The organism is Streptomyces sp. NBC_00435 (assembly GCF_036014235.1).
Taxonomy (GTDB): Bacteria; Actinomycetota; Actinomycetes; order Streptomycetales; family Streptomycetaceae; genus Streptomyces.
Window position 1 is genome coordinate 3,318,371 of sequence record NZ_CP107924.1, and the last position, 22,100, is coordinate 3,340,470.

The window sequence follows — 22,100 nt, forward strand, 5'->3', positions numbered from 1 at the left end:
GAAGCCTCATATGAGCAAGCCGGAGAACGGATCCATCCTCGACCGCGTGCGCGGGCTCGTGCGCGAGATAGCCAAGTTCGGGGCCGTCGGCGGACTGGGCGTCCTGGTCAACCTGGGCGTCTTCAACCTGATTCGCAACGTCACCGACCTGCAGGTGGTGCGCGCGAGCGTGATAGCGACGCTGGTCGCCATCGTCACGAACTACCTGGGCTTCCGCTACTTCGCCTACCGCGACCGCGCCGACCGCACCGGGGCCGGGCGCACCCGTGAGGTCGGACTGTTCATCGCGTTCAGCGCGATCGGGCTGGTCATCGAGAACGGCATCCTGTTCGCGGCCACCTACGGCTTCCACTGGGACGGGCCGCTCGCCTCGAACTTCTTCAAGTTCGCCGGCATCGGCATCGCCACCGTGTTCCGCTTCTGGTCCTACCGGACCTGGGTCTTCAAGGCCCTGCCCGTGGCCCCCGCGGCCTCGCTGGTCGTCGAGCAGCGTGACGGCCAGACCGACGCCCCGGCCCGGACCCCGGAGACCGCCGCGAACTAGCGGACCGTCTGTTCCGGCTCGGCGCGATGCGGCGCCGTCCGGCTGAGGAACAGGGCGAAGACCGGCGGCTGCGTCTGGAGCAGTTCCAGGCGGCCGCCGTCCGCCTCGGCGAGGTCCCGGGCCACGGCGAGGCCGATCCCGGTGGAATTGCGTCCGCTGATGGCCCGCTCGAAGATCCGGTTGCCGAGGTCCGGCGGGACCCCCGGCCCCTCGTCCGTGACCTCCAGGACGGCCTGGTTCCCGATCACCCGGGTCCGCAGGGCCACGGTGCCGCCACCGTGCATCAGGGAGTTCTCCACCAAGGTCGCCAGTACCTGGGAGACGGCGCCCGGGGTGCCCACGGCCCGTACGCCCGTCTTCCCGGAGCGGACGATGGCCCGCCCGGCGCTGCGGTAGGCGGGGCGCCACTCCTCCAGCTGCTGTTTGACGACCTCGTCCAGGTCGAAGGGGACGGCCGAGCCCGTACGGGGGTCCCTGGAGTTCGTCAGGAGCCGCTCCACCACGTCCGTGAGCCGCTCCACCTGGGTGAGGGCGATCGTCGCCTCCTCCCGTACGGTCTCCAGGTCGTCGGTGACGGTGATCTCCTCCAGCCGCATCGACAGGGCCGTGAGCGGGGTGCGCAGCTGGTGCGAGGCGTCCGCGGCCAGCCGGCGCTCGGCGGTGAGCATCCGGCCGATCCGCTCGGCGCTGGAGTCCAGTACGTCCGCGACCCGGTCCAGCTCGGGGACCCCGTACCGCTTGTGGCGGGGCCGCGGGTCGCCCGATCCCAGGCGCTCGGCGGTCTCGGCGAGGTCGGTGAGCGGGGAGGCCAGCCGGTTGGCCTGGCGTACGGCGAGCAGGACGGCCGCCACGACGGCGAGCAGCGCGACGGCGCCGACCACGGCCAGGGTCCGCCCGACCTCCTTGGTGATGGTGGAGCGGGACTGCTCCACGACCACGACCTCGCCCTGCTCCCCGTGGGCGGTGCCCCGGATGACGCTGTCGGCGATGCGCGCTCCGACCTCGACCGGGGGCCGGCCGGGGACCGTGATGCGCGCGTACCGGTCGGATTCGAGGTGCTCGGCGAGCGCCTCGGCGTCGACCGGCTTGTTCTCCAGGACGTCGCTCTCCACGATGCCCACCAGTCGCAGCGCCTCGGACTCGATGCCGTCCTGGGCGCTGCTGGTGATGGTCCGGGTCTCGACGATGACGAGGGAGACCCCGAACACGGCGATGACGACGAGCACCACGGCGAGCGTGGAGTTGATCAGGCGGCGGCGCATGGCTTAGAGAATGCCCTAGAGCGGGCGGTTTCAGCTCTTCTCGAAGCGGAAGCCGACCCCGCGGACGGTGGCGATGTAGCGGGGGTTCGCCGCGTCGTCGCCGAGCTTCTTGCGGAGCCAGGAGATGTGCATGTCGAGGGTCTTGGTGGAGGACCACCAGGTGGTGTCCCAGACCTCGCGCATCAGCTGGTCGCGGGTGACGACCCGGCCGGCGTCGCGGACCAGGACGCGCAGCAGGTCGAACTCCTTGGCCGTGAGCTGGAGCTCCTCCTCCCCCATCCACGCCCGGTGCGATTCGACGTCGATGCGGACCCCGTGGGTGGCGGGGGCCTGGGAGGCCTCGTTGGCGCCGCGCCGCAGCAGGGCCCGGACCCGGGCGAGCAGTTCGGCGAGGCGGAAGGGTTTGGTCACGTAGTCGTCGGCGCCGGCGTCCAGGCCGACGACCGTGTCGACCTCGTCGGCGCGGGCGGTCAGGACCAGGATCGGGAAGCCGTGGCCCTCGGCGCGCAGCCGGCGGGCGACCTCCAGGCCGTCCATGCCCGGCAGGCCCAGGTCCAGGACGACGAGATCGACGCCGCCCTGCAGTCCCGCGTCCAGGGCGGTGGGGCCGTCCTCCCGGACCTCGACCTCGTACCCTTCCCGGCGCAGGGCGCGGGCCAGGGGTTCCGAGATGGATGCGTCGTCCTCGGCGAGCAGTACACGCGTCATGTGGGTGATGGTAGTCCGCGCCGGAGGAAAGAAGAGGCCCGCCTGCGGACCCCTGTGGAACTGGGATCATGAACTACTGACAGCCTTCGAATGTAGCCATTCGGTTCCACTGAAGCCTGTGATCCATATCTCAAGTACTTTCATATGCGCCACTGTCGTGTCGTATGGTGTCGAGACGCCTGATGCACTACCTCAGAGACTTTCGTGCCAAAACCAGCCGGAAGTCTTTATTTCTGTCCTGATCGGACAGGCATTGTTGTCACAGCGCCCGTTCCGGGCCGGACAGCAGTGAATGACCTATGGGCCGGGCCCTTCGCGCGATGGAGCGCGGCGGGCGTGGATCCCGGTTACGGATGTCCCTTCGTCTTCGCCCCCGCGGAGCGAGGCCCCCCGGCGTGGGGTCGGGACAGCCGCTGCCGGTACCGGCCACCCCTCACCGGGCGCCGTGGAGCTCACGAAGCCGCGCGTCCCGAGCAGAACAAGGATCGACGATGGCTTCCAGCCTGACGAAGGACTCGGCCGGTACCGGAGAGAAGACCTTCCTCGGCCACCCCACCGGCCTGGCCTTCCTCTTCATGACCGAGATGTGGGAGCGCTACAGCTTCTACGGCATGCGCGCCCTGCTCGTGCTCTACCTGGCCACGAACGTGGCCGACGGTGGACTCGGGATGAAGGACGCGACCGCGGTCGCGATCTACTCCGTCTACAACGCGATGGTGTACCTGCTCGCCCTTCCGGGCGGCTGGCTGGGCGACCGCGTCTGGGGCGCCCGCAAGGCCGTCGCCGTCGCGGGCGTCGTGATCATGGTCGGCCACTTCCTGCTGGCCGTGCCGGCGACCATCTCGTTCTTCATCGGCCTGGCGCTCATCGCCGCCGGTTCCGGCGTGCTGAAGGCCAACATCTCCACGATGGTCGGCCAGCTGTACAAGGACAAGAACGACCCCCGCCGTGACGGTGGCTTCACGATCTTCTACATGGGCATCAACCTCGGTGCCTTCGTCGCCCCGCTGACCATCGGCTGGGTCGGCCAGGAGATCAACTGGCACATCGGCTTCGCCATGGCCGGTGTCGGCATGGCCCTCGGCCTCGCCTGCTACTTCTTCGGCTTCCGCTACCTGAACCCGGTCTCGAACCAGGTCCCCAGCCCGCTGAGCGCCGACGAGAAGTCCTCGGTCATCAAGAAGGGCCTGATCTGGCTGGGCGTCGCCGTCGCCGCCTACGCGATCATCGGCCTGGCCGGCATCTTCACGATCAACTACGCCCTGTGGCCGCTGACCATCGCCGGTCTCGTCCTGCCGGCGTGGGCGATCCTGCGCATCAAGCGCGACAGGGACCTCTCGCAGGTCGAGCAGTCCCGCATGTCGGCCTACGTCTGGTTCTTCGCCGCGGCCGCGATCTTCTGGGCGATCTACGACCAGACCGGCTCGACCCTCGCGCTGTTCGCCAAGAACAACACCGAGAGCAGCCTCTTCGGCTTCAACTTCCCCGAGAGCTGGTTCCAGTCCCTGAACCCGCTGTTCGTGATGGCCCTGGCACCGCTCTTCGCCTGGGTCTGGGTCGCGCTGAACCGCCGTTCCAAGGAGCCGAGCACCCTCGCCAAGTTCTCCTTCGCGCTGGTGATCATCGGCATCTCCTTCGGCATCATGATGATGGCCCAAGGCCTCGCGGCCGACGGCAAGGTCAGCCCGATGTGGCTGGTGGGCGTCTACTTCGTCCAGACGGTCGGCGAGCTGTGCCTCTCCCCCGTCGGCCTGTCGCTGACCACCAAGCTGGCCCCGCAGAAGTACGCCTCCCAGATGATGGGCGTCTTCTTCCTCGCGGTGACCGCCGGTGACTCCGCGATCGCCCTGCTCCAGCTGATCGGCGCGCCGACGGACACCCAGGGCTGGTTCGCCAGCCAGGGTGCGCTGGCCGCCCTCGCCGGCATCGCGATCTACATGTACCGCAGGAAGGTCCAGCCCCTCATGGGCGGCGTGCACTGACGCACCCCCCGTACGGGCGACGGCCCGGCACGCCACTCGGCGTGCCGGGCCGTTCCTTTTCCCGCGCCCGCACGGAATTCCCCTCCACGCGACCGCACGCATATCCGCTTGCTGCCGAATCCCGGAATTGCGGCATCACACCGGCCTCCGGCAGTTCACCGACACATTAGGCGCCTCGCACCTCGGAATCGAATCCGACGAGGAAGGACTTGAATCCGCAGCCGACCTTCGCGGCCCCACCGGTGGAGGTCCAACCGCTGTAGTAGGTCCGGCGCACGACGTGCTCACGGGCGCCCTGCACCGTGTCACAGATGATCTTCGCACGGTGCTGGGCGCCGGAGGCGAAGCGCCCGGAGCACCTGGACGTGGCGTTCGGGCGGCCCAGGCCGTCCATGTCCGCGGTCGCCTTGCAGCCACCGTCGATCCCGCCGGCGGGAGCCGCGGAGGCCGCCGGCGCGCCGAGCACGCTCAGCGCCGAGGCGGCGGCCAGGGCCACAAGCGCAAATTTCAGCTTCATGTGATTTTCCCATTCCCCGATTCGATACAAAGCCGATCCGAAAGATTCCGGGTTTGGTCAGAACCTGGACTTGATCGACATGGGGAAATTTATCCGCCGCGCAGATCGGTCACAAGAAATTAATTCGATATGCACCGCTTCGCGCCACAATTGACCTGATATCGATCCTTCCCGCACGAAGGCGGCGCACGTCCCGCCCCTCTCGGGAGCGGAACGCGCACCGCCCTGTGTCCTGTGCTCACGGCCTCCGGTCGGTCAGCGGTCGCCGCGCAGGCGGCGCCACGGGGTGAAGGTGAAGACCGCAGCGCCGAGCAGGATCACCGTGCCGGCGACCAGGCCCAGGGCCTTGATGCCGCCGTCGTCGCCGGCGCCGGTCTGGGCGAGGTCGCCCGTGGTGTTGCCGGTGGTGCCCGAGTTGCCGGACGAGCCGGAGCCGCCCGCCTGGGCGGTGGTGTCGAGCGTGAGCGATGCGGCGCTGGCGGTCGCGACGCAGGGCACCACGATCGGGGGAACCCCCTCGGCCATGACCACGTTGATCGTCAGCTTGTCCGGGGTCAGCGTGGTCCTGCCGGTCTTGCCCGGCTTGTAGCTGCCCGTCATGTCACTGAGACTGACCGGCGCCCCGGCCTTGATCGCAGCGGCGTTGCCCGGGCCGCTGACCTTGACGATGCCGCTGTCGGCGCCGCCGAGCTTGATGTCCATCGAGGGCTTGAGGGCTCCCGGCGGAAGGTCCGCGGGGCTGTTCATCACGCCCTTGGCGGTCGTGGCGGTCAGGTCGTAGCTGCCGCCGTTCTTCTTCGCGTTGATCGTCACCTTGCCCTTCAGCGGGCCACCGGGGATGAAGGCCCCGCAGTCGAAGGAGACGTCGACGGTCTGGCCCGGGAAGTCGGTCTGGCCGCCGCCGCTCGCCGTGGGCGAGGGGCCGGGGCTCGTGGGCGGCGGGCTGCTCGGCGGCGCCGAGGTCGGCGGCGGGCTCGTGGGAGGCGCCGAGGTGGGCGGTGCGGAGGTGGGCGGCGGGCTGGTCGGCGGCGTGGTGCCGCCCCCCGCCGTCACGTCGAGTTCGAGGGAGGGCTTCGGGCTGTTGCCCGGGGTGCAGGTGGTGGTGGTACCCATCGCCTTGATCGTGAGGACACCTGCCGTGAAGGTGACCTTGCCGGACTTCTTGGGCGTGTAGGTGCCCGAGAGGTCACTGATCTTGATGGGCGTGTTGGCGGGGATGGGATCGGCGTTGGCCGGCCCGGAGACCGGGACGGACCCGGGATCGGCGCCGCCCAGGACGATGACGGCGCTCGGGGTCATCGCGCCCTTGCCGAGCTCGATGGGGCTGGAGGAGACGCCCTTCTGGAAGGACATCGTCAGCTTGTACCCGAGGCCCTCCTTGACGGCCTTGATGTCGATCGGCGAGACCGCTTCCTTGTCCCCGATGGGCGTCTTGCACTTGTACTGGACGTCGATCACGTCCGCCTGCGCGGGCGTGGCCCCCATGGCGATGCCCGCGCCGCCGAGCAGCAGCGCGACCGCGGCCGCGCTCGCCCTCCGTTGGGTGTTCACGAGTGTCCTTTCGTCGTCGAACGGTTCTCAGACGGTGCGGACGTCTGTGGTGCGGTTGGTCCCGGCGCGCTGTCCGGGGTGAACCACGGCAGTACCGCCGTGGTGGTCTGAGGGGGTTCGTCCGAAGGCTCGGAGCGGCCCGGCCCGGGTCCTCGTACGGGACCCCGCGCGGGCCCCCGTACCGCCGGGATCCTCGGCAGCCTGGCGGTCACGGCCGCCGCCGGGTCGGACAGTGGCCGCGGTCCCCGGTGGCGGCCGCCGGACTCGCGGGGGCGGACCTTGTCGACGACGGCCATCCCGATGCGGAAGATCCCGGCCGGGATCACCAGTAGGAGCAGGCCCCAGAACAGCAGCACCCCGTACGGACGGTCCACGCCCCAGGGCTGCGTGGCCACGACCGTCTCCCCGTACTTGAGGGAGAGCGTGTAGTCGCCGTGGGCACCCGCCGACAGGGAGGCGTCGAGGGAGACCTCCGCCTTGCCGCCGGGCGGGATGGTGCCCTTCCAGCGGACCTCTTCCCAGAGGGGCGCGAACACCCCGTGGGCGGTGCCGAGCTGGAAGACCGGGTCCGTGACCGGGGCGGAGCCGAGATTGCCCACGGTGACCGTGAACTTCCGGCTGGGCGGGGCCCCGAACCAGGTCAGCACCCCGTCCTCGCCCTTGAGCTGGACCCCGGTGAGCATCGCGAGGCGGGCCGTGCCGCCCTCGGCGGGCAGGTCGGCCACCGGGTGGTCGGTGATCTTCAGCGGGGCCGCGACCGTGGACTGGTCCCCGTTGACGGAGGTGACGTTCACGACGCAGGGGCAGGGCTTGGGCGGGGCGACCACCGGGAGCTGGGCGGAGAAGTGCCCGTCGTCGGCGACCGAGGCGGCGATGCCGTCGGCGTTGGCGCAACTGTTGGTGCCACCGATCATGTTCTGCCCGCAGACCAGCAGCATCACCATGGTCTTGGCGCGCCAGCCGGTTCCGGTGACGGCGATCTCCGTCCCCTTGGCGGCCTCCTTGAGGGAGAGCGCCACGGCGGGCTTGACCCCGTCGTCCGCGGCGGCCGGGGCGGCCGGCAGCAGCGCCAGTACGCACACCAGCACGCCCGCCAGGCCCGCCGATCCCGCGGCGACCAGGGCCCTGGCCCTGCCGCCGTGCGTCCCGCCGGCCCTGGTTCCCACCCTGGCTCCCACCTTGGCTCTCACCTGGGTGCTCCCGTCAACTCGTGTTCCGGCGCTGGGGCTTCTTCGGGTACGGCGCTCCCGTGCGGCGACGGGCCGGGCCCGCCGCCGGACCGGGTCCGCCGCTTGCGTACGAGCAGCAGCGCGGCCGCCGCGACGGCGCCGAGGCCGAGCAGCCCGACGCCGGTCCGGCCCGCGATCCCCCAGGGCACGAACCACGCCGAGGTGCTGCCCGTGGCGCGCGCGCCGCCGGGGGCGGTGACGGTGAGGGTCAGGCCGACCCGGTCGAAGACGGGCGCGCCGGGCCAGGGTTCGGTCAGTTCGACCCGCTGGCCCGGCAGCACCTCGACCGGCAGGGCGCGGGTGCTGCGGCCCGCGACCTTGCCGAGGGTGCCCTCGGCGCTGATGGAGAGTTCGGGGGTGAGCGCCACGTTGCCGCGGTTGACCAGGGTGTAGGCGACGCGCGCGGCCGCGCCCTTGCCCCGTACGGCCACGTCCTCGACCGTGAGCGCCGCCAGCGCCGGGCCGCCGACCCGCAGGTGGACCCGTACGCCCACCTCGTGGCCCGCCTCGGTGGCGACGACGGCGGCCGGGTGGTCGCCGGGCTGGGAGCCGGGCGGCAGGGTGACGGTGAAGGGGACCACCGCGCGGGTGTGCGCCGGGATCCTGACCGTGCCGCCCGCGCCGAAGCTGATCCAGAGCCCGGCGCCGGTGGATTCCTTCACGGAGCGCACGGCGAAGGCGCCGCCCGCCGTGTTGTAGGCGTCACCGCCGCGCAGGGTGACGGTGTGCTCCTGGTCGCTGGTGTTGGTCAGGGCCAAGCGGTCCTCCAGCACCGTGCCGGAGGTCCCCGCGAGGTAGAAGTACGGGCGGGCCCCGGCCTTCGCCGCCCCCGGCGCGCTCCCGGCCACGGGCTCGGCGGTCCAGCCGGTCTCGTCGGCGGCGGCCGGGACCGCCGCCGCGCAGTGGAGCGCTGCGGCGGCGACGGTGGCGAGGAGGAGCGCGCCGGACGTTCGGGGTGAGTGGGGCACGGGCATGACCGGGTGTGCTCCGTTCAGGACCGGGCCCGCTGGCCGCGCCGGGTCAGCCAGAGCACGCCGGCGGCGCCGGAGAGCAGCACGGTGGCTCCGAGTGTGCCCAGCGCGATGGCGGAGTCCTCGGGGCCGGTCTGCGGGAGGGTGTCCCCGGTGGAGCCCGTGGAGCCGGTGGTGGCCGGATCGCCGCCCCCGGAGCCCGTCACGTCCAGTTCGAGGGACGCCTTGGGGTGGTTGCCCGGGGTGCAGGTGGTGGTCGTACCCATCGCCTTGATCGTGAGCGTGCTCGCGGTCAGGGTGACCTTGCCGGACTTCTTCGGCGTGTAGGTGCCCGCGAGATCGGTGATCTTGATGGGCTGGTTGGCCGGAATGGCCTCGGGGTTGGGCGGCCCGGAGACCGGCACCGACACCTTCTCCACGCCGTCCACCTGGATCACGGCGCTCGGGCTCATGGCACCCTTGCCGAGCTCGATGGGGCTGGAGGAGACGCCCTTCTGGAAGGACATCGTGAGCTTGTACCCGTTGCCCTCCTTGACGGCCTTGATGTCGATCGGCGAGACCGCCGACTTGGGGCCGATGGGGGTCTGGCAGTCGTACTGGACGTCGATCACGGCGGCGTTGGCGGCGGGAGCGGCCAGCAGTACCGCCGTCCCCGCGAGCGCGGAGGCCAGCGCAAGCACGGTGGAGCGTTTCCGGTCGGACACCTTCGTCTTCCCCTCGAACCTTGGGCCACAAGTTACTGACGGCACATCAGATTGGTGGCTCAAGGTACGCCGGGGGCCTTACGGAGGGAAGACACAGGACAGCGCCGGATCAACGGCCCCCGAGCCGCACCGACGCCGTCCCGATTGAGACTGGTTCAGGCCAACTTGCGGCCCTTCTGCCAGACGGCGGAGACCAGTGGAACGCCCGGGCGGTACGCGAGGTGGACGTGGCTGGGGGCGTCGAGCAGGGCCAGGTCCGCACGCGCGCCGGGGGTGACGGTGCCGATGTCGGTGCGGCGCAGGGCCCGTGCGCCGCCGGCGGTGGCGGACCACAGGGCCTCGTCCGGGGTCATCCGCATGTCGCGGACGGCGAGGGCGATGCAGAACGGCATCGAACTCGTGTAGGAGGATCCGGGGTTGCAGTCCGTGGACAGCGCCACGGTGGCGCCCGCGTCGAGGAGCCGGCGCGCGTCGGGCCACTGGGCGCGGGTGGAGAACTCCGCACCGGGCAGCAGCGTGGCCACGGTCGTGCCGGCCGCCTGCGCCAGGGCGTCCACATCGGCGTCGGTGAGGTGGGTGCAGTGGTCGGCGGAGGCTGCTTCGAGCTCGACGGCGAGCTGGACGCCGGGGCCGTACGAGAGCTGGTTGGCGTGGACGCGCGGGATCAGCCCGGCGGCGGCGCCGGCGGTGAGGATCGCCCGGGCCTGGTCGCCGTCGAAGGCGCCCTTCTCACAGAACACGTCCACCCAGCGGGCGTACGGGGCGCAGGCCGCCAGCATGTCGCCGGTGACGAGGTCGACGTAGGCCGCCGGGTCGTCGGCGTAGTCCGGGGAGACGATGTGCGCGCCGAGGTAGGTGACCTCCTCGGTGTGCGCGGCGGCGATGCGCAGGGCGCGGGCCTCGTCCTCGACGGTGAGGCCGTAGCCCGACTTGGTCTCGAAGGTGGTGGTGCCCTGGCGGCGGGCCTCGTCGAGGTGGCGGACGAGATTGGCCTCCAGCTCCGCGTCGGTGGCGGCGCGGGTGGCGGCGACGGTGGTGCGGATGCCTCCGGCGGAGTAGGCGCGGCCGGACATGCGGGCGTTGAACTCGGCGGTGCGGTCGCCCGCGAAGACGAGGTGGGAGTGGGAGTCGACGAAGCCGGGGATGGCCGCCCGGCCCCGGGCGTCGTACGCGCCGTCTGCCTGGGGGGCCTTGTCGGTGGGGCCGACCCAGGCGATCTTGTCGTCCTCGATGACGACGGCCGCGTGCTCGATGAGGCCCAGGGGGGTGCCGTCGCCGAGGTCGGGGTCGTTGGTGACGAGGCTGCCGATGTTCGTGATGACGGTGGTGGTCATGGTGGTCATGGTCCTCGGGTGGTCGAGTGGTTTCGTTCCCCCGCCGCGGGCGGATCAGGCGCGGAGGGCGGCGATGGCTTCGGCCAGGGCCGTCGGGACGTCGGGGACCAGGGCGTGGGCGCCGTCGCGGACGATGTGGCGGCCGCCCACCACCGTGTGACGGATGTCGGCGGCCGACGCAGCGAAGACCGCCGTCTCCGCGCCGAGGCGGGGAAGCGGACCGGCCGTGCGTACGGAGTCCAGGACGATCGTGGTGAAGTCCGCGAGCGCGCCCGGCTCCAGCCGCCCCGCACCGGACCACCCCAGAGCGGCGTGCCCGTCGGCCGTGGCGGCGGTGAGCAGGGCGTTGGCCGTCCAGTGGCCGCGGGTCCGGCTGCTCAGCCGCTCGTTGAGCTCCATCGCCCGGGCCTCTTCGAGCAGGTCGATCACCGCATGGCTGTCGCTGCCGAGCGAGAGCGGACTGCCCGCGCGCTGCAGGCGCACGGCCGGGCCGATGCCGTCCGCGAGGTCGCGTTCGGTGGTGGGACACATGCAGGTACCGGTGGTGGTCCCGCCCAGGAGGGCGATGTCCGCGTCGGTGAGGTGCGTGTTGTGCACCCCGGTGGTGCGGGGACCCAGCACTCCGTGGTCCGCCAGCAGCCGCGTCGGGGTGCGGCCGTGGGCGGCCAGGCAGGCGTCGTTCTCGGCGGTCTGCTCCGAGAGGTGGACGTGCAGCGGGGCCCGGCGGTCCTCGGCCCAGCGGGCCACCGTCGCCAGCTGGTCGGCCGGTACGGCGCGCACCGAGTGCACCGCGGCGCCGATCAGCGCGTGTTCGCGGGGCTTGAGGGCCGAGACCCGCTCCGCCCAGGCCTCGGCCGTGCCGTCGGAGAAGCGCAGTTGGTGCGGGTCCGGAGCCCGGCCGAAGCCCGCCGACAGGTACGCCGTGTCCAGGAGCGTGATCCGGATGCCGGCCGCGGCGGCGGCCTCGATCAGGGCCTCGCCCATGGCGTTGGGTTCGGCGTACGGGGCTCCGCCGGGGGCGTGGTGGACGTAGTGGAACTCGCCCACGGCGGTGATGCCGGCCAGTGCCATCTCGGCGTACACGGCGCGGGCGAGCTCGAAGTAGCTCTCGGGGGTGAGGTTGTGGGCGACCTTGTACATGAAGTCGCGCCAGGTCCAGAAGGTCCCCGAGCCGACCTGCACGGTCCCGCGCAGGGCCCGGTGGAAGGCGTGGCTGTGCGCGTTGGCGAGGCCGGGGAGGGTCAGTCCGCGCAGGACCTCCGCGCCCGGGGGCGGGGTCTGGGACCCGGGTCCGGTCCGCAGGGCGGCGATCCGTCCGTCGTCCGCCGCCTCGAGGGTGACGCCCGGCTCGACATGGGTGCCGAGCCAGGCGTGCTCCAGCCAGTACGTCTTCAGCGGCACGCGAGGCCTTCCAGTACGTCGGCGAGGGCGAGGACGCCTGCGACGCAGTCGTCCTCCGCGGCGGACTCCCGCGGGGAGTGCGAGACGCCGGTGGGGTTGCGCACGAACAGCATGGCGGTCGGAACAGCCGCCGAGAGGATTCCGGCGTCGTGTCCCGCACCCGTGCCGAGGACCGGGACGGCCCCGCCGAGGATCCGGTTGAGCTCGTCGCGCAGGGCGTGCTCGAACTCCACGACCGGGGTGAAGGACTCCCGGACGATGTCCAGGTCGATCCCGTCCTGGTCCGCGCGCTCGCGGGCGGCCTTCTCGATCGCGGTCACGACCGTGTCGAGGGTGGCCTGGTCGGCGGCGCGGGAGTCGAGCCAGCCGCGTACGAGGGAGGGGATGGCGTTGACCCCGTTGGGCTCCACCGAGATCTTCCCGAAGGTGGCCACCGCCCCGGCGAGGGCGGCCTCCGCGCGGGCAGCGAGCACGGTCTGCGCGTAGGTGAGCATCGGGTCGCGGCGGTCCACCAGGCGGGTGGTGCCCGCATGGTTGGCCTCGCCGCGGAAGTCGAAGCGCCAGCGGCCGTGCGGCCAGATCGCGGAGGCGATGCCGACCCGGTCCCCGGACAGGTCCAGGGCCCGGCCCTGTTCCACGTGCAGTTCGACGAAGGCGCCGATGCGGGCGAGGCGTTCGGGGTCGGCCCCGATGGTCCCCGGGTCGTACCCGGCCGCCTCCATGGCCTCCGGCAGGCGCACGCCGTCCGCGTCGCGGAGTTCGTAGGCCTTCTCCCGGGTCAGCTGCCCGGCGCTGAGCCGGGAGCCGACGCAGGCGAGCCCGAAGCGGGCCCCTTCCTCGTCACCGAAGTTGGTGATGGCCAACGGCCTGGAGAACTCCGCTCCCCTCTTGCGGAGTTCGTCCAGGGCCGCGAAGGAGGACACCACCCCGAGGGGGCCGTCGAAGGCCCCGCCGTCGGGGACGGAGTCCAGGTGGGAGCCGGTGACGACGGCGTCCCCGGCCAGGGGGTCACCGAGCCAGGCCCACTGGTTGCCGTTGCGGTCGGTCTCGTACGCGAGCCCGCGCGCCTCGGCCTGCGCCTGGAACCAGGTGCGGCAGTCGGCGTCGGCGCCGGTCCAGGCGTAGCGGCGGTAGCCGCCGCTGCCCTGGTCCCGGCCGATGGGCCGGAGCTCGGCCCACATCTCGTGGAACGAGGCTCCGGCGGCGGCTTCCTGGGTCACGCCTGGTCGCCTTCGCGCATCGGGATGCGGACGTCGCGCTCGTCGGCGACCGTCTCGGCGATGTCGTAGCCGGCGTCGACGTGGCGGATGACGCCCATGCCCGGGTCGTTGGTCAGCACGCGGCGGATCTTCTCGCCCGCGAGCTTCGTGCCGTCGGCGACCGTGACCTGGCCCGCGTGGATGGAGCGGCCCATGCCGACGCCGCCGCCGTGGTGGATGGAGACCCAGGAGGCGCCGGAGGCCACGTTGACCATGGCGTTGAGCAGCGGCCAGTCGGCGATCGCGTCGGAGCCGTCGAGCATGGCCTCGGTCTCGCGGTACGGGGAGGCCACCGAACCGCAGTCCAGGTGGTCTCGGCCGATGACCAGCGGCGCGGCCAGCGTGCCGTCGGCCACCATCTCGTTGAAGCGCTCGCCGGCCTTGTCGCGCTCGCCGTAGCCGAGCCAGCAGATGCGCGCGGGCAGGCCCTGGAAGTGGACGCGCTCGCCGGCCATCTTGATCCAGCGGTGGAGGGACTCGTTCTCCGGGAAGAGCTCCAGCATGGCCTTGTCGGTCTTGTGGATGTCCGAGGCCTCGCCGGACAGGGCCGCCCAGCGGAAGGGGCCCTTGCCCTCGCAGAACAGCGGCCGGATGTAGGCGGGGACGAAACCGGGGAAGGCGAAGGCGCGGTCGTAGCCGGCCAGCTGGGCCTCGCCGCGGATGGAGTTGCCGTAGTCGAAGACTTCGGCACCGGCGTCCATGAAGCCGACCATGGCCTCGACGTGCGTGGCCATCGACTCGCGGGCCCGCGTGGTGAACCCGGCCGGGTCCTTGGCCGCGTAGGCCGCCATGTCGTCGAAGTCGACGCCGACCGGCAGGTAGGCGAGCGGGTCGTGGGCGGAGGTCTGGTCCGTCACGATGTCGATCGGGGCGCCCTCGGCGAGCATCTGCGGGAGCAGTTCGGCGGCGTTGCCGAGGAGGCCGATGGAGAGCGGCTTGCGGGCGTCGCGGGCCTCGGAGGCCAGCTGGAGGGCGTGGCGCAGGTTGTCGGCCTTGACGTCGAGGTAGCGGTGCTCGATGCGGCGGTCGATGGCGCGCGGGTCGACGTCGATGCAGATCGCGACGCCGTCGTTCATCGTCACGGCCAGCGGCTGGGCGCCGCCCATGCCGCCGAGGCCGGCGGTGAGGGTGATGGTGCCGGCGAGGGTCCCGTTGAACTTCTTGGCCGCGACGGCGGCGAAGGTCTCGTAGGTGCCCTGGAGGATGCCCTGGGTGCCGATGTAGATCCACGAACCGGCCGTCATCTGGCCGTACATGGTGAGGCCCAGGTTCTCCAGGCGGCGGAACTCCTCCCAGTTGGCCCAGTCGCCGACGAGGTTGGAGTTGGCGAGCAGGACGCGCGGCGCCCATTCGTGCGTCTGCATCACGCCGACCGGGCGGCCGGACTGGACGAGCATCGTCTCGTCCTGCTTGAGGGTCTGCAGGGTGCGGACCATGGCGTCGTACGAGCGCCAGTCGCGGGCCGCCTTGCCGGTGCCGCCGTAGACGACGAGCTTGTCGGGGTGCTCGGCGACCTCGGGGTCGAGGTTGTTCTGGAGCATCCGCAGCGCGGCCTCCTGCTGCCATCCCAGGGTGCTCAGCTCGGTACCTCGTGCGGCACGTACGGGGCGGGGTCCTGACATGGCGGTGCCTCCTCCGGTGTTGGTTAATCCATTCACATACTTGCTCCCTGAATAGATTCAGTCAACAGCTGCGGGCGAACGCGCCGGGTGGTGGACTGACGGACATGGCAGACGAAACGCGCGCGCACACCGCCGCCGGGCCGGCCCGGCGGCGCGACCTCGCCGTGCGGGCCGCCGTCCGGCAGGGCCTGACCAGCGAGGACCAGCCGCTGGTCTGCCTGCTCGACGTGGCCGGCATCCGCGCCTCCGCGTCCGCCCTGACCAGCGCCTTCGCGGAGGCCTTCGCCGAGGCCGGCGCCCCTGACACCCCCGTCCTGCACGCCTTCGCCGTCAAGGCCGCGCCGCTCGTCCCGGTGCTGCGGCTGCTCGCCGACGCCGGGCTGGGCTGCGAGGTGGCCAGCCCCGGCGAACTGGCCCTGGCCCGCGCGGCCGGGGTCCCGCCGGAGCGCACCGTCCTCGACTCCCCCGCCAAGACGGCCGCCGAGCTGCGGGAGGCCCTCGCGCTGGGCATCGCGGTCAACGCCGACAACCGCCAGGAGCTGGAACGCCTGGACGTGCTGGTCGCGGCGGCGGGTGCGGCGGCCGCGGCGCCGGCGTCCGTGACGTCCCCGATCGCTTCCCCGATCGCTTCCCCGATCGGCGTACGGATCAATCCGCAGACCGGCGCGGGCAGCATCGGCGCCCTCTCCACCGCCACGGCCACCTCGAAGTTCGGCGTCGGCCTGCGTGATCCGGGCGCGCGCGAATGGCTCGTACGGGCGTACCTGGAGCGGCCGTGGCTCACCCGGCTGCACACCCATTCGGGCTCCCAGGGGGTGCCGCTGCCGCTGATCGCCGAAGGAGTGCGGGAGCTGTACGCCCTGGCCGAGGAGATCAACGCGGCGGCCGGTCGGCGGCAGGTCGACACCCTGGACATCGGCGGCGGACTGCCGGTGAACTTCGCGTCGGACGAGGTCACGCCGACGTTCGCCGAGTATGTGTCGGCCCTCCGCGCGGCCGTCCCCGGGCTCTTCTCGGGCGCGTACGGGCTGGTCACGGAGTTCGGGCGGGCACTGACGGCCAAGCACGGGCTGGTGCTGTCACGCGTGGAGTACACGAAGACGACCGGCGGGCGGGCGATCGCGCTGACGCACGCGGGGGTCCAGGTGGCCACCCGTACGGTCTACGCGCCGGCGGCCTGGCCGCTGCGGATCGTGCCCTACGACGCCGGGGGCGCCCCGCTGACGGGGACGGGGGTCGCCCAGGACGTCGCGGGGCCCGCCTGTTTCGCGGGGGACCTCCTCGCCGCCGCGCGGGAGCTGCCGCTGCTGTCCCCCGGGGACCTGATCGCCGTCCCCGACACGGGGGCGTACGCCTTCACCGCCCACTACGGGTACAACAGCCTGCCGAGGCCGGCGGTGCACGGCTTCACCGTCTCCCCGGCGGGCGAGGTCCGCTTCGCCCTGGCCCGAGGGGCGCAGCCGCTGTCCGCGATCGCCGCGGAAGCGGGCGCCGACTCCCGGGACTCCCTGCTGTAATCGCCGCTCGCGCCGCGGCCGCCGCCTCCCCTGACTCCGCCCAGGCATTCCGTCACTCCCCGCCCGGTGCTCCACCCCCGGCTGAGCCGCTCACGCACGCTCGCATCCCGCACGTGCAAGCCGACGCCGGCCACCATCCGGCCCCGCCGGCGAGAGGCGCGGGGCGCGGGGTGCGGGGTGCGGGGCGGGGCGGGGCCACGGGGGTTCAGCCCGGGCGGCCATGCGCGTCGGCCGGAGTCAGGGGAGCAGGAGGGTGGCCGCGAGGGCGGGGGTCAGGCCCTCGATCACCGCCCGCGGCGGGAGGGACGTCACCGCGGGGAGGCGCAGCAGGTAGCGGGTCAGGGCCAGGCCCAGCAGCTGGGCGGAGACCAGGCCGGCCGCGCGGGCCGCCCGCTCGGGGCCGATGGCGGCCGCCAGCGCCGGCGCGACCTGCGTCGCGAAGACCTCCCGCATCCGCGCCGCCGCCGCCTCATTGGTCACCGCGGAGCGCAGCAGGACCAGCAGCGCGTCATCCGCCGGATCGCCCTCCCACCGCTCCACGAAGTGCTGTACGAGCACCTCTGCCAGCTCCCCCGCCGGAACCGCCGCCAGGTCCGGCAGCCGCAGGTCCACCGCGAGGGCCGCGTCGAAGAGCCGCTCCTTGTTGCCGAAGTACCGCATCACCATCGACGGGTCGATACCCGCGTCCGCCGCGACGCCGCGGATCGTGGTCCGCTCGTACCCCTGCGCGGCGAACCGGTCCCGCGCCGCCCGCAGGATCGCCGCCTTGGTCTGCGCTCCCCTGCCCGCCCCGTCCGGCGCCTGGTCCGGCGCCTGGTCCGGCGCTCCGTCCCGCTCCGCGTTTCTCATCATGCCAACAACTGTAGGCCAACGGTCGTTGACATCACATCGCGACCGCCGCATCCTTTTACCAACAACCGTTGGCCAACAGCCGTTGGCATACCGGAGGAGAACTCGATGCCGCTCCCCGCCACCACCCACGTCGCCATCGTCGGCGCGGGCCCCACCGGCCTCACCCTCGCCCTGACCCTCGCCAGGGCCGGCATCGACTTCGTCCTCCTCGACCGGCAGGCCGAAGGCGCCGGTACCTCCCGCGCCGCCGTGGTCCACGCCCGCACCCTGGAGGTCCTCGACGAGCTCGACCCGGCCGCCGCGGCCGAGCTGATCCGCCGCGGCCGGACCGTGACCCGGTTCCAGATGCGCGACGGCGCGCGCCCCCTCGCCGCCGTCACCTTCGAAGGCCTGCCGACGGCCCACTCGTACGCCCTGATGGTTCCCCAGGACCAGACCGAGGCCGTACTGCTGGAGCGCCTGCGCGCCCTCGGCGGCGACGTCCACCGCCCGTACGAGGTCACCTCCGTCACGCAGGACCCCGGTTCCGCCGGGGTCACCCTCACCACCGCCACCGGTGAGACGCTGCGCGCCGCCTACGCCGTCGGCGCGGACGGCATGCACAGCACCGTCCGCGAGGCAGCCGGGATCGGGTTCGCCGGGAGCGCCTACGAGGAGTCCTTCGTCCTCGCCGACGTGGCCATGGAATGGGCCCCGGGCCCCCAGGAGGTCTCCCTCTCCTTCGGCGCGGCCGGCCTCACCGTGGTGGCCCCGCTGCCCTCCGGGCGCTACCGCGTGGTCTGCACCGTCGCCGACGCCCCCGCCGAGCCGGACCTCCCCTTCGTCCGGGCCCTGCTGGACGCCCGGGCCCCCGGCATGGCCAAGGTCACCGACGTCGCCTGGTCATCGCGGTTCCGGATCCACCACCGGGTCGCGGACCGCTACCGCGCGGGCCGCCTGCTGCTCGCGGGCGACGCCGCGCACGTACACAGCCCGGCCGGCGGCCAGGGCATGAACACCGGCATCCAGGACGGCTACGCCCTCGGCCGCGCCCTCGCCGACGCGGGCACGGGCACGGGCACCGTGGGCACCGCCCTCGACGCCTACGAGGCCACCCGCCGGCCCGTCGCCCTGCGCGTGGTGGCGCTGACCGACCGGATGACCCGTATCGCCACCACCCGCAGCCCGGCCCTGCGCGCCGCGCGCAACACCCTGCTCCCGCTCCTCGCCCGGATCCCGGCCCTGCAACGGCGCCTGGCCACCGAGCTGGCGGAGCTCGACTACCGCTGACCCGCCCCGGCTACTCGACGAACAGCCCGCGCGCCGCGGCCCGCGCATCGAAGGCCTCCAGCCGCGCCTGAGCGTCCGGCAGGGCGTCCGCCATCGCCTCCAGCAGCACCCGCCCCAACAGCATCGGCGCGCACGCGGTGTCGAAGGCCAGCCCGGTCCCGACCGGGGCGGGGATCAGCAGGTCCGAATGGCGGGCCACCGGAGCGAAGGCCGAGTCGGCGACCGTCACCACGGTCAGCCCGGCCGCCCGCGCGTGGTCCAGCGCCTCGGCGACCTCCTTCGGATGCCGGGGCAGCGCGAAGCACAGCAGGGCCGAGGCCCCGGCCGCGACGGCCGCGTCGATCCGGTCGGCGAGCATCGAGCCGCCCTCGTCGAGCAGCCGTACGTCCGGATGGACCTTCGCCGCGAAGTACGCGAACCCGCGCGCCTGCGAGGAGGCCGCGCGCAGCCCCAGTACGGGCAGCGGACTCGACCCGGCCAGCAGCCGCCCCGCCTCCCGCACGGGCGCCGGGTCGGCGAGCATCGCGGACAGCTGGCGCAGGTTCTCGATCTCCCCCTGCACCGCCTGCTGGTACTCGTTGTACGAGTCCGTGTCCCCGGCCCCGGCCCGTTCGGCGGGGGCCACCTCGCGCAGGTGGCGGCGGAGCGCCGGATAGCCGTCGAAGCCCAGCGCCACCGCGAACCGGGTCACCGAGGGCTGGCTCACGCCGGCCAGCTCGGCGAGCTCCACGCTCGACAGGAACGGCACCTCCGCCGCCCCGCGCACCATGCAGTGCGCGATGCGCCGCTGGGTCGGCGTCAGCCGGTGTCCCTCGAACAGCTTCTGCAGCCGCGCCGCAGGGCTCTCGCTCATCCCGTTCCCCTCCGTCCCGTCCGTCCCCCGGTGGGATATTCAGTCACCGAGCACTCTGCATGCGCTTATGCAGGACGGCAAGCCGCGCCCGCGGTCCGAGACCTCCGGACCCCGCCCGGAGCCTCGCCCCGAGCCTCCCGCAATTCGCTTGACGACCGACAGCCCGCCCTTGATCCTCAAGTGCCGGCCACCGCGATCCGCCCGGCCAACACCCCCCAAATCCAAGCGAATTGGCTGCACCATGGTGTCTTCGTCCGTCTCCGCCCCACCGTTGCCCGGCACCCGCCTCTGGACCAGGAACTTCGGCCTCTTCTTCACCGCCCGCATCGTCTCGATGCTGGGCGACACGATGATGCCCGTCGCCATGGCCGTCGCCATGATCTCCCTCGGCTACGGGGTGAGCGGCATCGGGTACGCGCTCGGCGCGTGGATGGGGTCCTTCGCCCTCTTCGTCGTCTTCGGCGGGGTCTTCGCGGACCGGTTCCACCCCCTGCCGCAGATGATCGGCGCCGACGCGGTCCGGTGCCTGGCCCAGGGCTCCTTCGCCCTCTACCTCTGGCTCGGCCACCCCACCCTGTGGTTCGTCATCGGCGGATCGGTCCTCGGCGGCATCGCCACCGCGATGTTCCAGCCGGGCACCAACAGCCTGGTGCCCCAGGTGTCCGCCGACCCCACGCAGGCCAACGGGGTCCTGCGGGTGTGCGAGGGGATGTCCACCATGGCCGGTCCGGCGCTCGCGGGCGTGCTCGTCGCCGCCACCTCGACGGCCTGGGTGTTCGTGATCGACGCCACCACCTTCGCGGTCAGCGCGATCTGCCTGCTGGCGCTGCGGCTGCCCCGCTTCGTGCCCGACCGGTCGGAATCCACGCTCGCCAACCTGAAGGAGGGCTGGGAGGAGTTCCGCTCCCGGTCCTGGCTCTGGGCCGTCATCCTGATCTGGTGGGTGCTCGGCGTCTTCGTCTGGGGACCGCTCACCCCGCTCGGCGCGTCCTCCATCATCACCGAACACGGCAAAGCGGCCTTCGGGTACGCCGAGGGCGCGTTCGGAGCCGGCTGCGTACTCGGCGGCCTCGTCGCGATCCGGCTGCGCCCGGCCCGTCCGCTGCTCGGCGGCGGCTTCGCGATGTGCTTGTTCCCGATGATGCCGCTGGCGGCGGCCCTGGTCCCCGCCGTGCCGCTGCTCATGCTCGGCTACGCGGTCAGCGGCGTCGGCTGGGCCTTCTGGGGCGTCCAGTGGTCCACCACGGTGCAGACCCAGATCCCGCAGGACCGGCTCAACCGGGTGACCGCGTACGAGGTCGGCGGCTCGATCCTCGCCATCCCCGTCGGGCAGGTCCTCTCCGGCCCCGCCAGCGCCCTGTTCGGCGTCCGCCCACTGCTGCTCGGCGGCGCCCTGGTCGGCCTCGGCTGCGCCCTCGCGCTGGTCCTCGTACGGCCCGTCCGCACGCTCGTGCGGCGCGATACGGGGGCTAGGGCGTGTGTGGGGTTGTGATCAGTCGGCGGTTTTGAGGAGGTCGTCGATCCAGATCATTGCGGCGCGGAGGTGGAGGCCGGCGAGGTAGCTGCCTGGGGTTTTGTCGTAGCGGGTGGCGATGCCTCGCCAGGCTTTCAGCTTGTTGATCAGGCGCTCGACGGTGTTCCGTTCCTTGTAGAGGTCGGCGTCGTGGCTGACGGGCCGGCCGCCTCGTGCGCCCTTCTTCCTGCGGTTGGCGGCCTGGTCCTTCTTCTCCGGGATGACGGCCTTGATTCCGCGTTTGCGCAGGTAGGCGCGGTTGCCGCGGGACGAGTACGCCTTATCCGCGGCGACCGCACCAGGCGTCGTGCGGGGACGGCCGACCGGCAGGCGGACTCGCACCTTCGCGAGCACGGGGACGAACTGCGGGCTGTCCCCGGCCTGCCCGGCAGTCAGGACCAGCGCCAGCGGACGACACCGGCGGTCCACAGCGAGATGAATCTTGCTCGTAAGGCCGCCCCGGGACCGGCCGAGCAGGGCTTCCTTCAGGCGGAGCCTGCGTCGGCGCCGGATGCGCCGACGTTCGTCCAGTCCGTTCTGTTCCTCCGCGCCGCCCCCTTTTGCCGGGCCGTCACCTGCTCCTCCACGGCTTCCTCCAGGGCCTTCATCAGGTGCTTGCTGACGCGCATCCCCGCGGCATCGTGGTGAGCGCGGACCGTGGTGGAGTCCACGCTGACCAGCGACAAATCCGTCCTGCCCGCCCGGGCACCCTCGGCGATCAAGCCCTCCAGCAGGGCCGTGAACACACCGGCGTCCCGCCACACGCGGAAGCGCCCGTAGACAGTGGCCCAGGAACCGAACTCGGCAGGCATCTCCCGCCACTGACCACTGGAGCGGAACCGCCAGATCACACCCTCGAACTGCTCCCGCAACCGCTCCGGATACGGACCGTACCTACCGATCGGCAGATACGGCTCGATGAACTTCCACTGGGCATGGGTCAGTTGCCTACGCGTCACCACCACAGTCCTACCGGAATCGACCCCTTGAAGAGGGCAGAACCCAGCAGTTG

At 72.2% G+C, this 22,100-nt stretch carries 18 protein-coding genes and 1 pseudogene; 5 read left to right on the plus strand and 14 right to left on the minus strand.

Going from position 1 to position 22,100, the window contains the following annotated elements; translation table 11 throughout:
* The first annotated feature begins 10 nt into the window (after window positions 1-10).
* Window positions 11-544 (plus strand): GtrA family protein, encoded by a 534-nt coding sequence (locus tag OG389_RS15200; protein ID WP_328299020.1) that lies wholly within the window; start codon window positions 11-13, stop codon window positions 542-544.
* Here the strand turns inward: OG389_RS15200 and OG389_RS15205 are convergent.
* The gene (locus OG389_RS15205; RefSeq protein ID WP_328299021.1) at window positions 541-1,806 is read right to left on the minus strand and encodes an ATP-binding protein; all 1,266 of its coding nucleotides are present in this window, start codon (window positions 1,804-1,806) and stop codon (window positions 541-543) included. The two genes, OG389_RS15200 and OG389_RS15205, sit on opposite strands and share 4 nt — an antisense overlap.
* Window positions 1,807-1,836: 30 nt before the next feature.
* A complete protein-coding gene (locus OG389_RS15210) occupies window positions 1,837-2,514 on the minus strand; it encodes a response regulator transcription factor (RefSeq protein WP_125816630.1) in 678 nt (225 codons plus the stop codon).
* A gap of 491 nt (window positions 2,515-3,005) precedes the next feature.
* On the opposite strand from OG389_RS15210, the gene OG389_RS15215 reads away from it, so the two are divergent.
* On the plus strand, window positions 3,006-4,496 hold the full coding sequence (locus tag OG389_RS15215; RefSeq protein WP_328299022.1) for a peptide MFS transporter: 1,491 nt from the start codon (window positions 3,006-3,008) through the stop codon (window positions 4,494-4,496).
* A gap of 166 nt (window positions 4,497-4,662) precedes the next feature.
* Here the strand turns inward: OG389_RS15215 and OG389_RS15220 are convergent, their stop codons facing one another.
* The 9 genes from OG389_RS15220 to hutU form a co-directional block, all read right to left on the minus strand.
* Window positions 4,663-5,013 (minus strand): hypothetical protein, encoded by a 351-nt coding sequence (locus OG389_RS15220; protein WP_328299023.1) that lies wholly within the window; start codon window positions 5,011-5,013, stop codon window positions 4,663-4,665.
* Between the two features lie 255 nt (window positions 5,014-5,268).
* On the minus strand, window positions 5,269-6,564 hold the full coding sequence (locus OG389_RS15225) for a hypothetical protein (protein WP_328299024.1): 1,296 nt from the start codon (window positions 6,562-6,564) through the stop codon (window positions 5,269-5,271).
* The gene (locus OG389_RS15230; protein ID WP_328299025.1) at window positions 6,561-7,730 is read right to left on the minus strand and encodes a hypothetical protein; all 1,170 of its coding nucleotides are present in this window, start codon (window positions 7,728-7,730) and stop codon (window positions 6,561-6,563) included. The genes OG389_RS15225 and OG389_RS15230 overlap by 4 nt, the downstream gene beginning before the upstream one ends.
* Window positions 7,731-7,750: 20 nt before the next feature.
* On the minus strand, window positions 7,751-8,767 hold the full coding sequence (locus tag OG389_RS15235; RefSeq protein WP_328299026.1) for a hypothetical protein: 1,017 nt from the start codon (window positions 8,765-8,767) through the stop codon (window positions 7,751-7,753).
* A 17-nt stretch (window positions 8,768-8,784) separates the two neighbouring features.
* Entirely contained in the window at window positions 8,785-9,468 is a 684-nt protein-coding gene (locus OG389_RS15240) for an LPXTG cell wall anchor domain-containing protein (protein ID WP_328299027.1), read from the minus strand.
* 155 nt (window positions 9,469-9,623) lie between these two features.
* Window positions 9,624-10,802: an imidazolonepropionase gene (gene hutI, locus OG389_RS15245; RefSeq protein WP_328299028.1), complete on the minus strand. Its 1,179-nt coding sequence runs from the start codon at window positions 10,800-10,802 to the stop codon at window positions 9,624-9,626.
* A 54-nt stretch (window positions 10,803-10,856) separates the two neighbouring features.
* Entirely contained in the window at window positions 10,857-12,203 is a 1,347-nt protein-coding gene (locus OG389_RS15250; RefSeq protein WP_328299029.1) for a formimidoylglutamate deiminase, read from the minus strand.
* Window positions 12,194-13,384 carry an allantoate amidohydrolase gene (locus OG389_RS15255; protein ID WP_328303799.1) on the minus strand — a complete coding sequence of 397 codons (1,191 nt, stop codon included), beginning with the start codon at window positions 13,382-13,384 and terminating at the stop codon, window positions 12,194-12,196. The genes OG389_RS15250 and OG389_RS15255 overlap by 10 nt, the downstream gene beginning before the upstream one ends.
* 35 nt (window positions 13,385-13,419) lie before the next feature.
* Window positions 13,420-15,084, minus strand: a complete 1,665-nt coding sequence (hutU, locus tag OG389_RS15260) for a urocanate hydratase (protein ID WP_328299030.1) — start codon at window positions 15,082-15,084, stop codon at window positions 13,420-13,422.
* 104 nt (window positions 15,085-15,188) lie between these two features.
* On the opposite strand from hutU, the gene OG389_RS15265 reads away from it, so the two are divergent.
* Window positions 15,189-16,601, plus strand: coding sequence for a diaminopimelate decarboxylase (locus OG389_RS15265; RefSeq protein WP_328299031.1), 1,413 nt, complete (start codon window positions 15,189-15,191; stop codon window positions 16,599-16,601).
* 237 nt (window positions 16,602-16,838) lie between these two features.
* On the opposite strand, the gene OG389_RS15270 is transcribed toward OG389_RS15265, so the two are convergent.
* The gene (locus OG389_RS15270) at window positions 16,839-17,450 is read right to left on the minus strand and encodes a TetR/AcrR family transcriptional regulator (RefSeq protein WP_443059431.1); all 612 of its coding nucleotides are present in this window, start codon (window positions 17,448-17,450) and stop codon (window positions 16,839-16,841) included.
* Window positions 17,451-17,558: 108 nt separating this feature from the next.
* On the opposite strand from OG389_RS15270, the gene OG389_RS15275 reads away from it, so the two are divergent.
* Window positions 17,559-18,722, plus strand: a complete 1,164-nt coding sequence (locus OG389_RS15275) for an FAD-dependent oxidoreductase (RefSeq protein WP_328299033.1) — start codon at window positions 17,559-17,561, stop codon at window positions 18,720-18,722.
* A gap of 10 nt (window positions 18,723-18,732) precedes the next feature.
* Here OG389_RS15275 and OG389_RS15280 read toward each other — a convergent pair whose 3' ends face one another.
* On the minus strand, window positions 18,733-19,575 hold the full coding sequence (locus tag OG389_RS15280; RefSeq protein ID WP_328299034.1) for a MurR/RpiR family transcriptional regulator: 843 nt from the start codon (window positions 19,573-19,575) through the stop codon (window positions 18,733-18,735).
* A 241-nt stretch (window positions 19,576-19,816) separates the two neighbouring features.
* Between OG389_RS15280 and OG389_RS15285 the strand changes: the two genes are divergently transcribed.
* Window positions 19,817-21,067 carry an MFS transporter gene (locus tag OG389_RS15285; protein ID WP_328299035.1) on the plus strand — a complete coding sequence of 417 codons (1,251 nt, stop codon included), beginning with the start codon at window positions 19,817-19,819 and terminating at the stop codon, window positions 21,065-21,067.
* Here the strand turns inward: OG389_RS15285 and OG389_RS15290 are convergent.
* Window positions 21,068-22,047: pseudogene (locus OG389_RS15290) on the minus strand (IS5 family transposase).
* Between the last annotated feature and the right edge of the window lie 53 nt (window positions 22,048-22,100).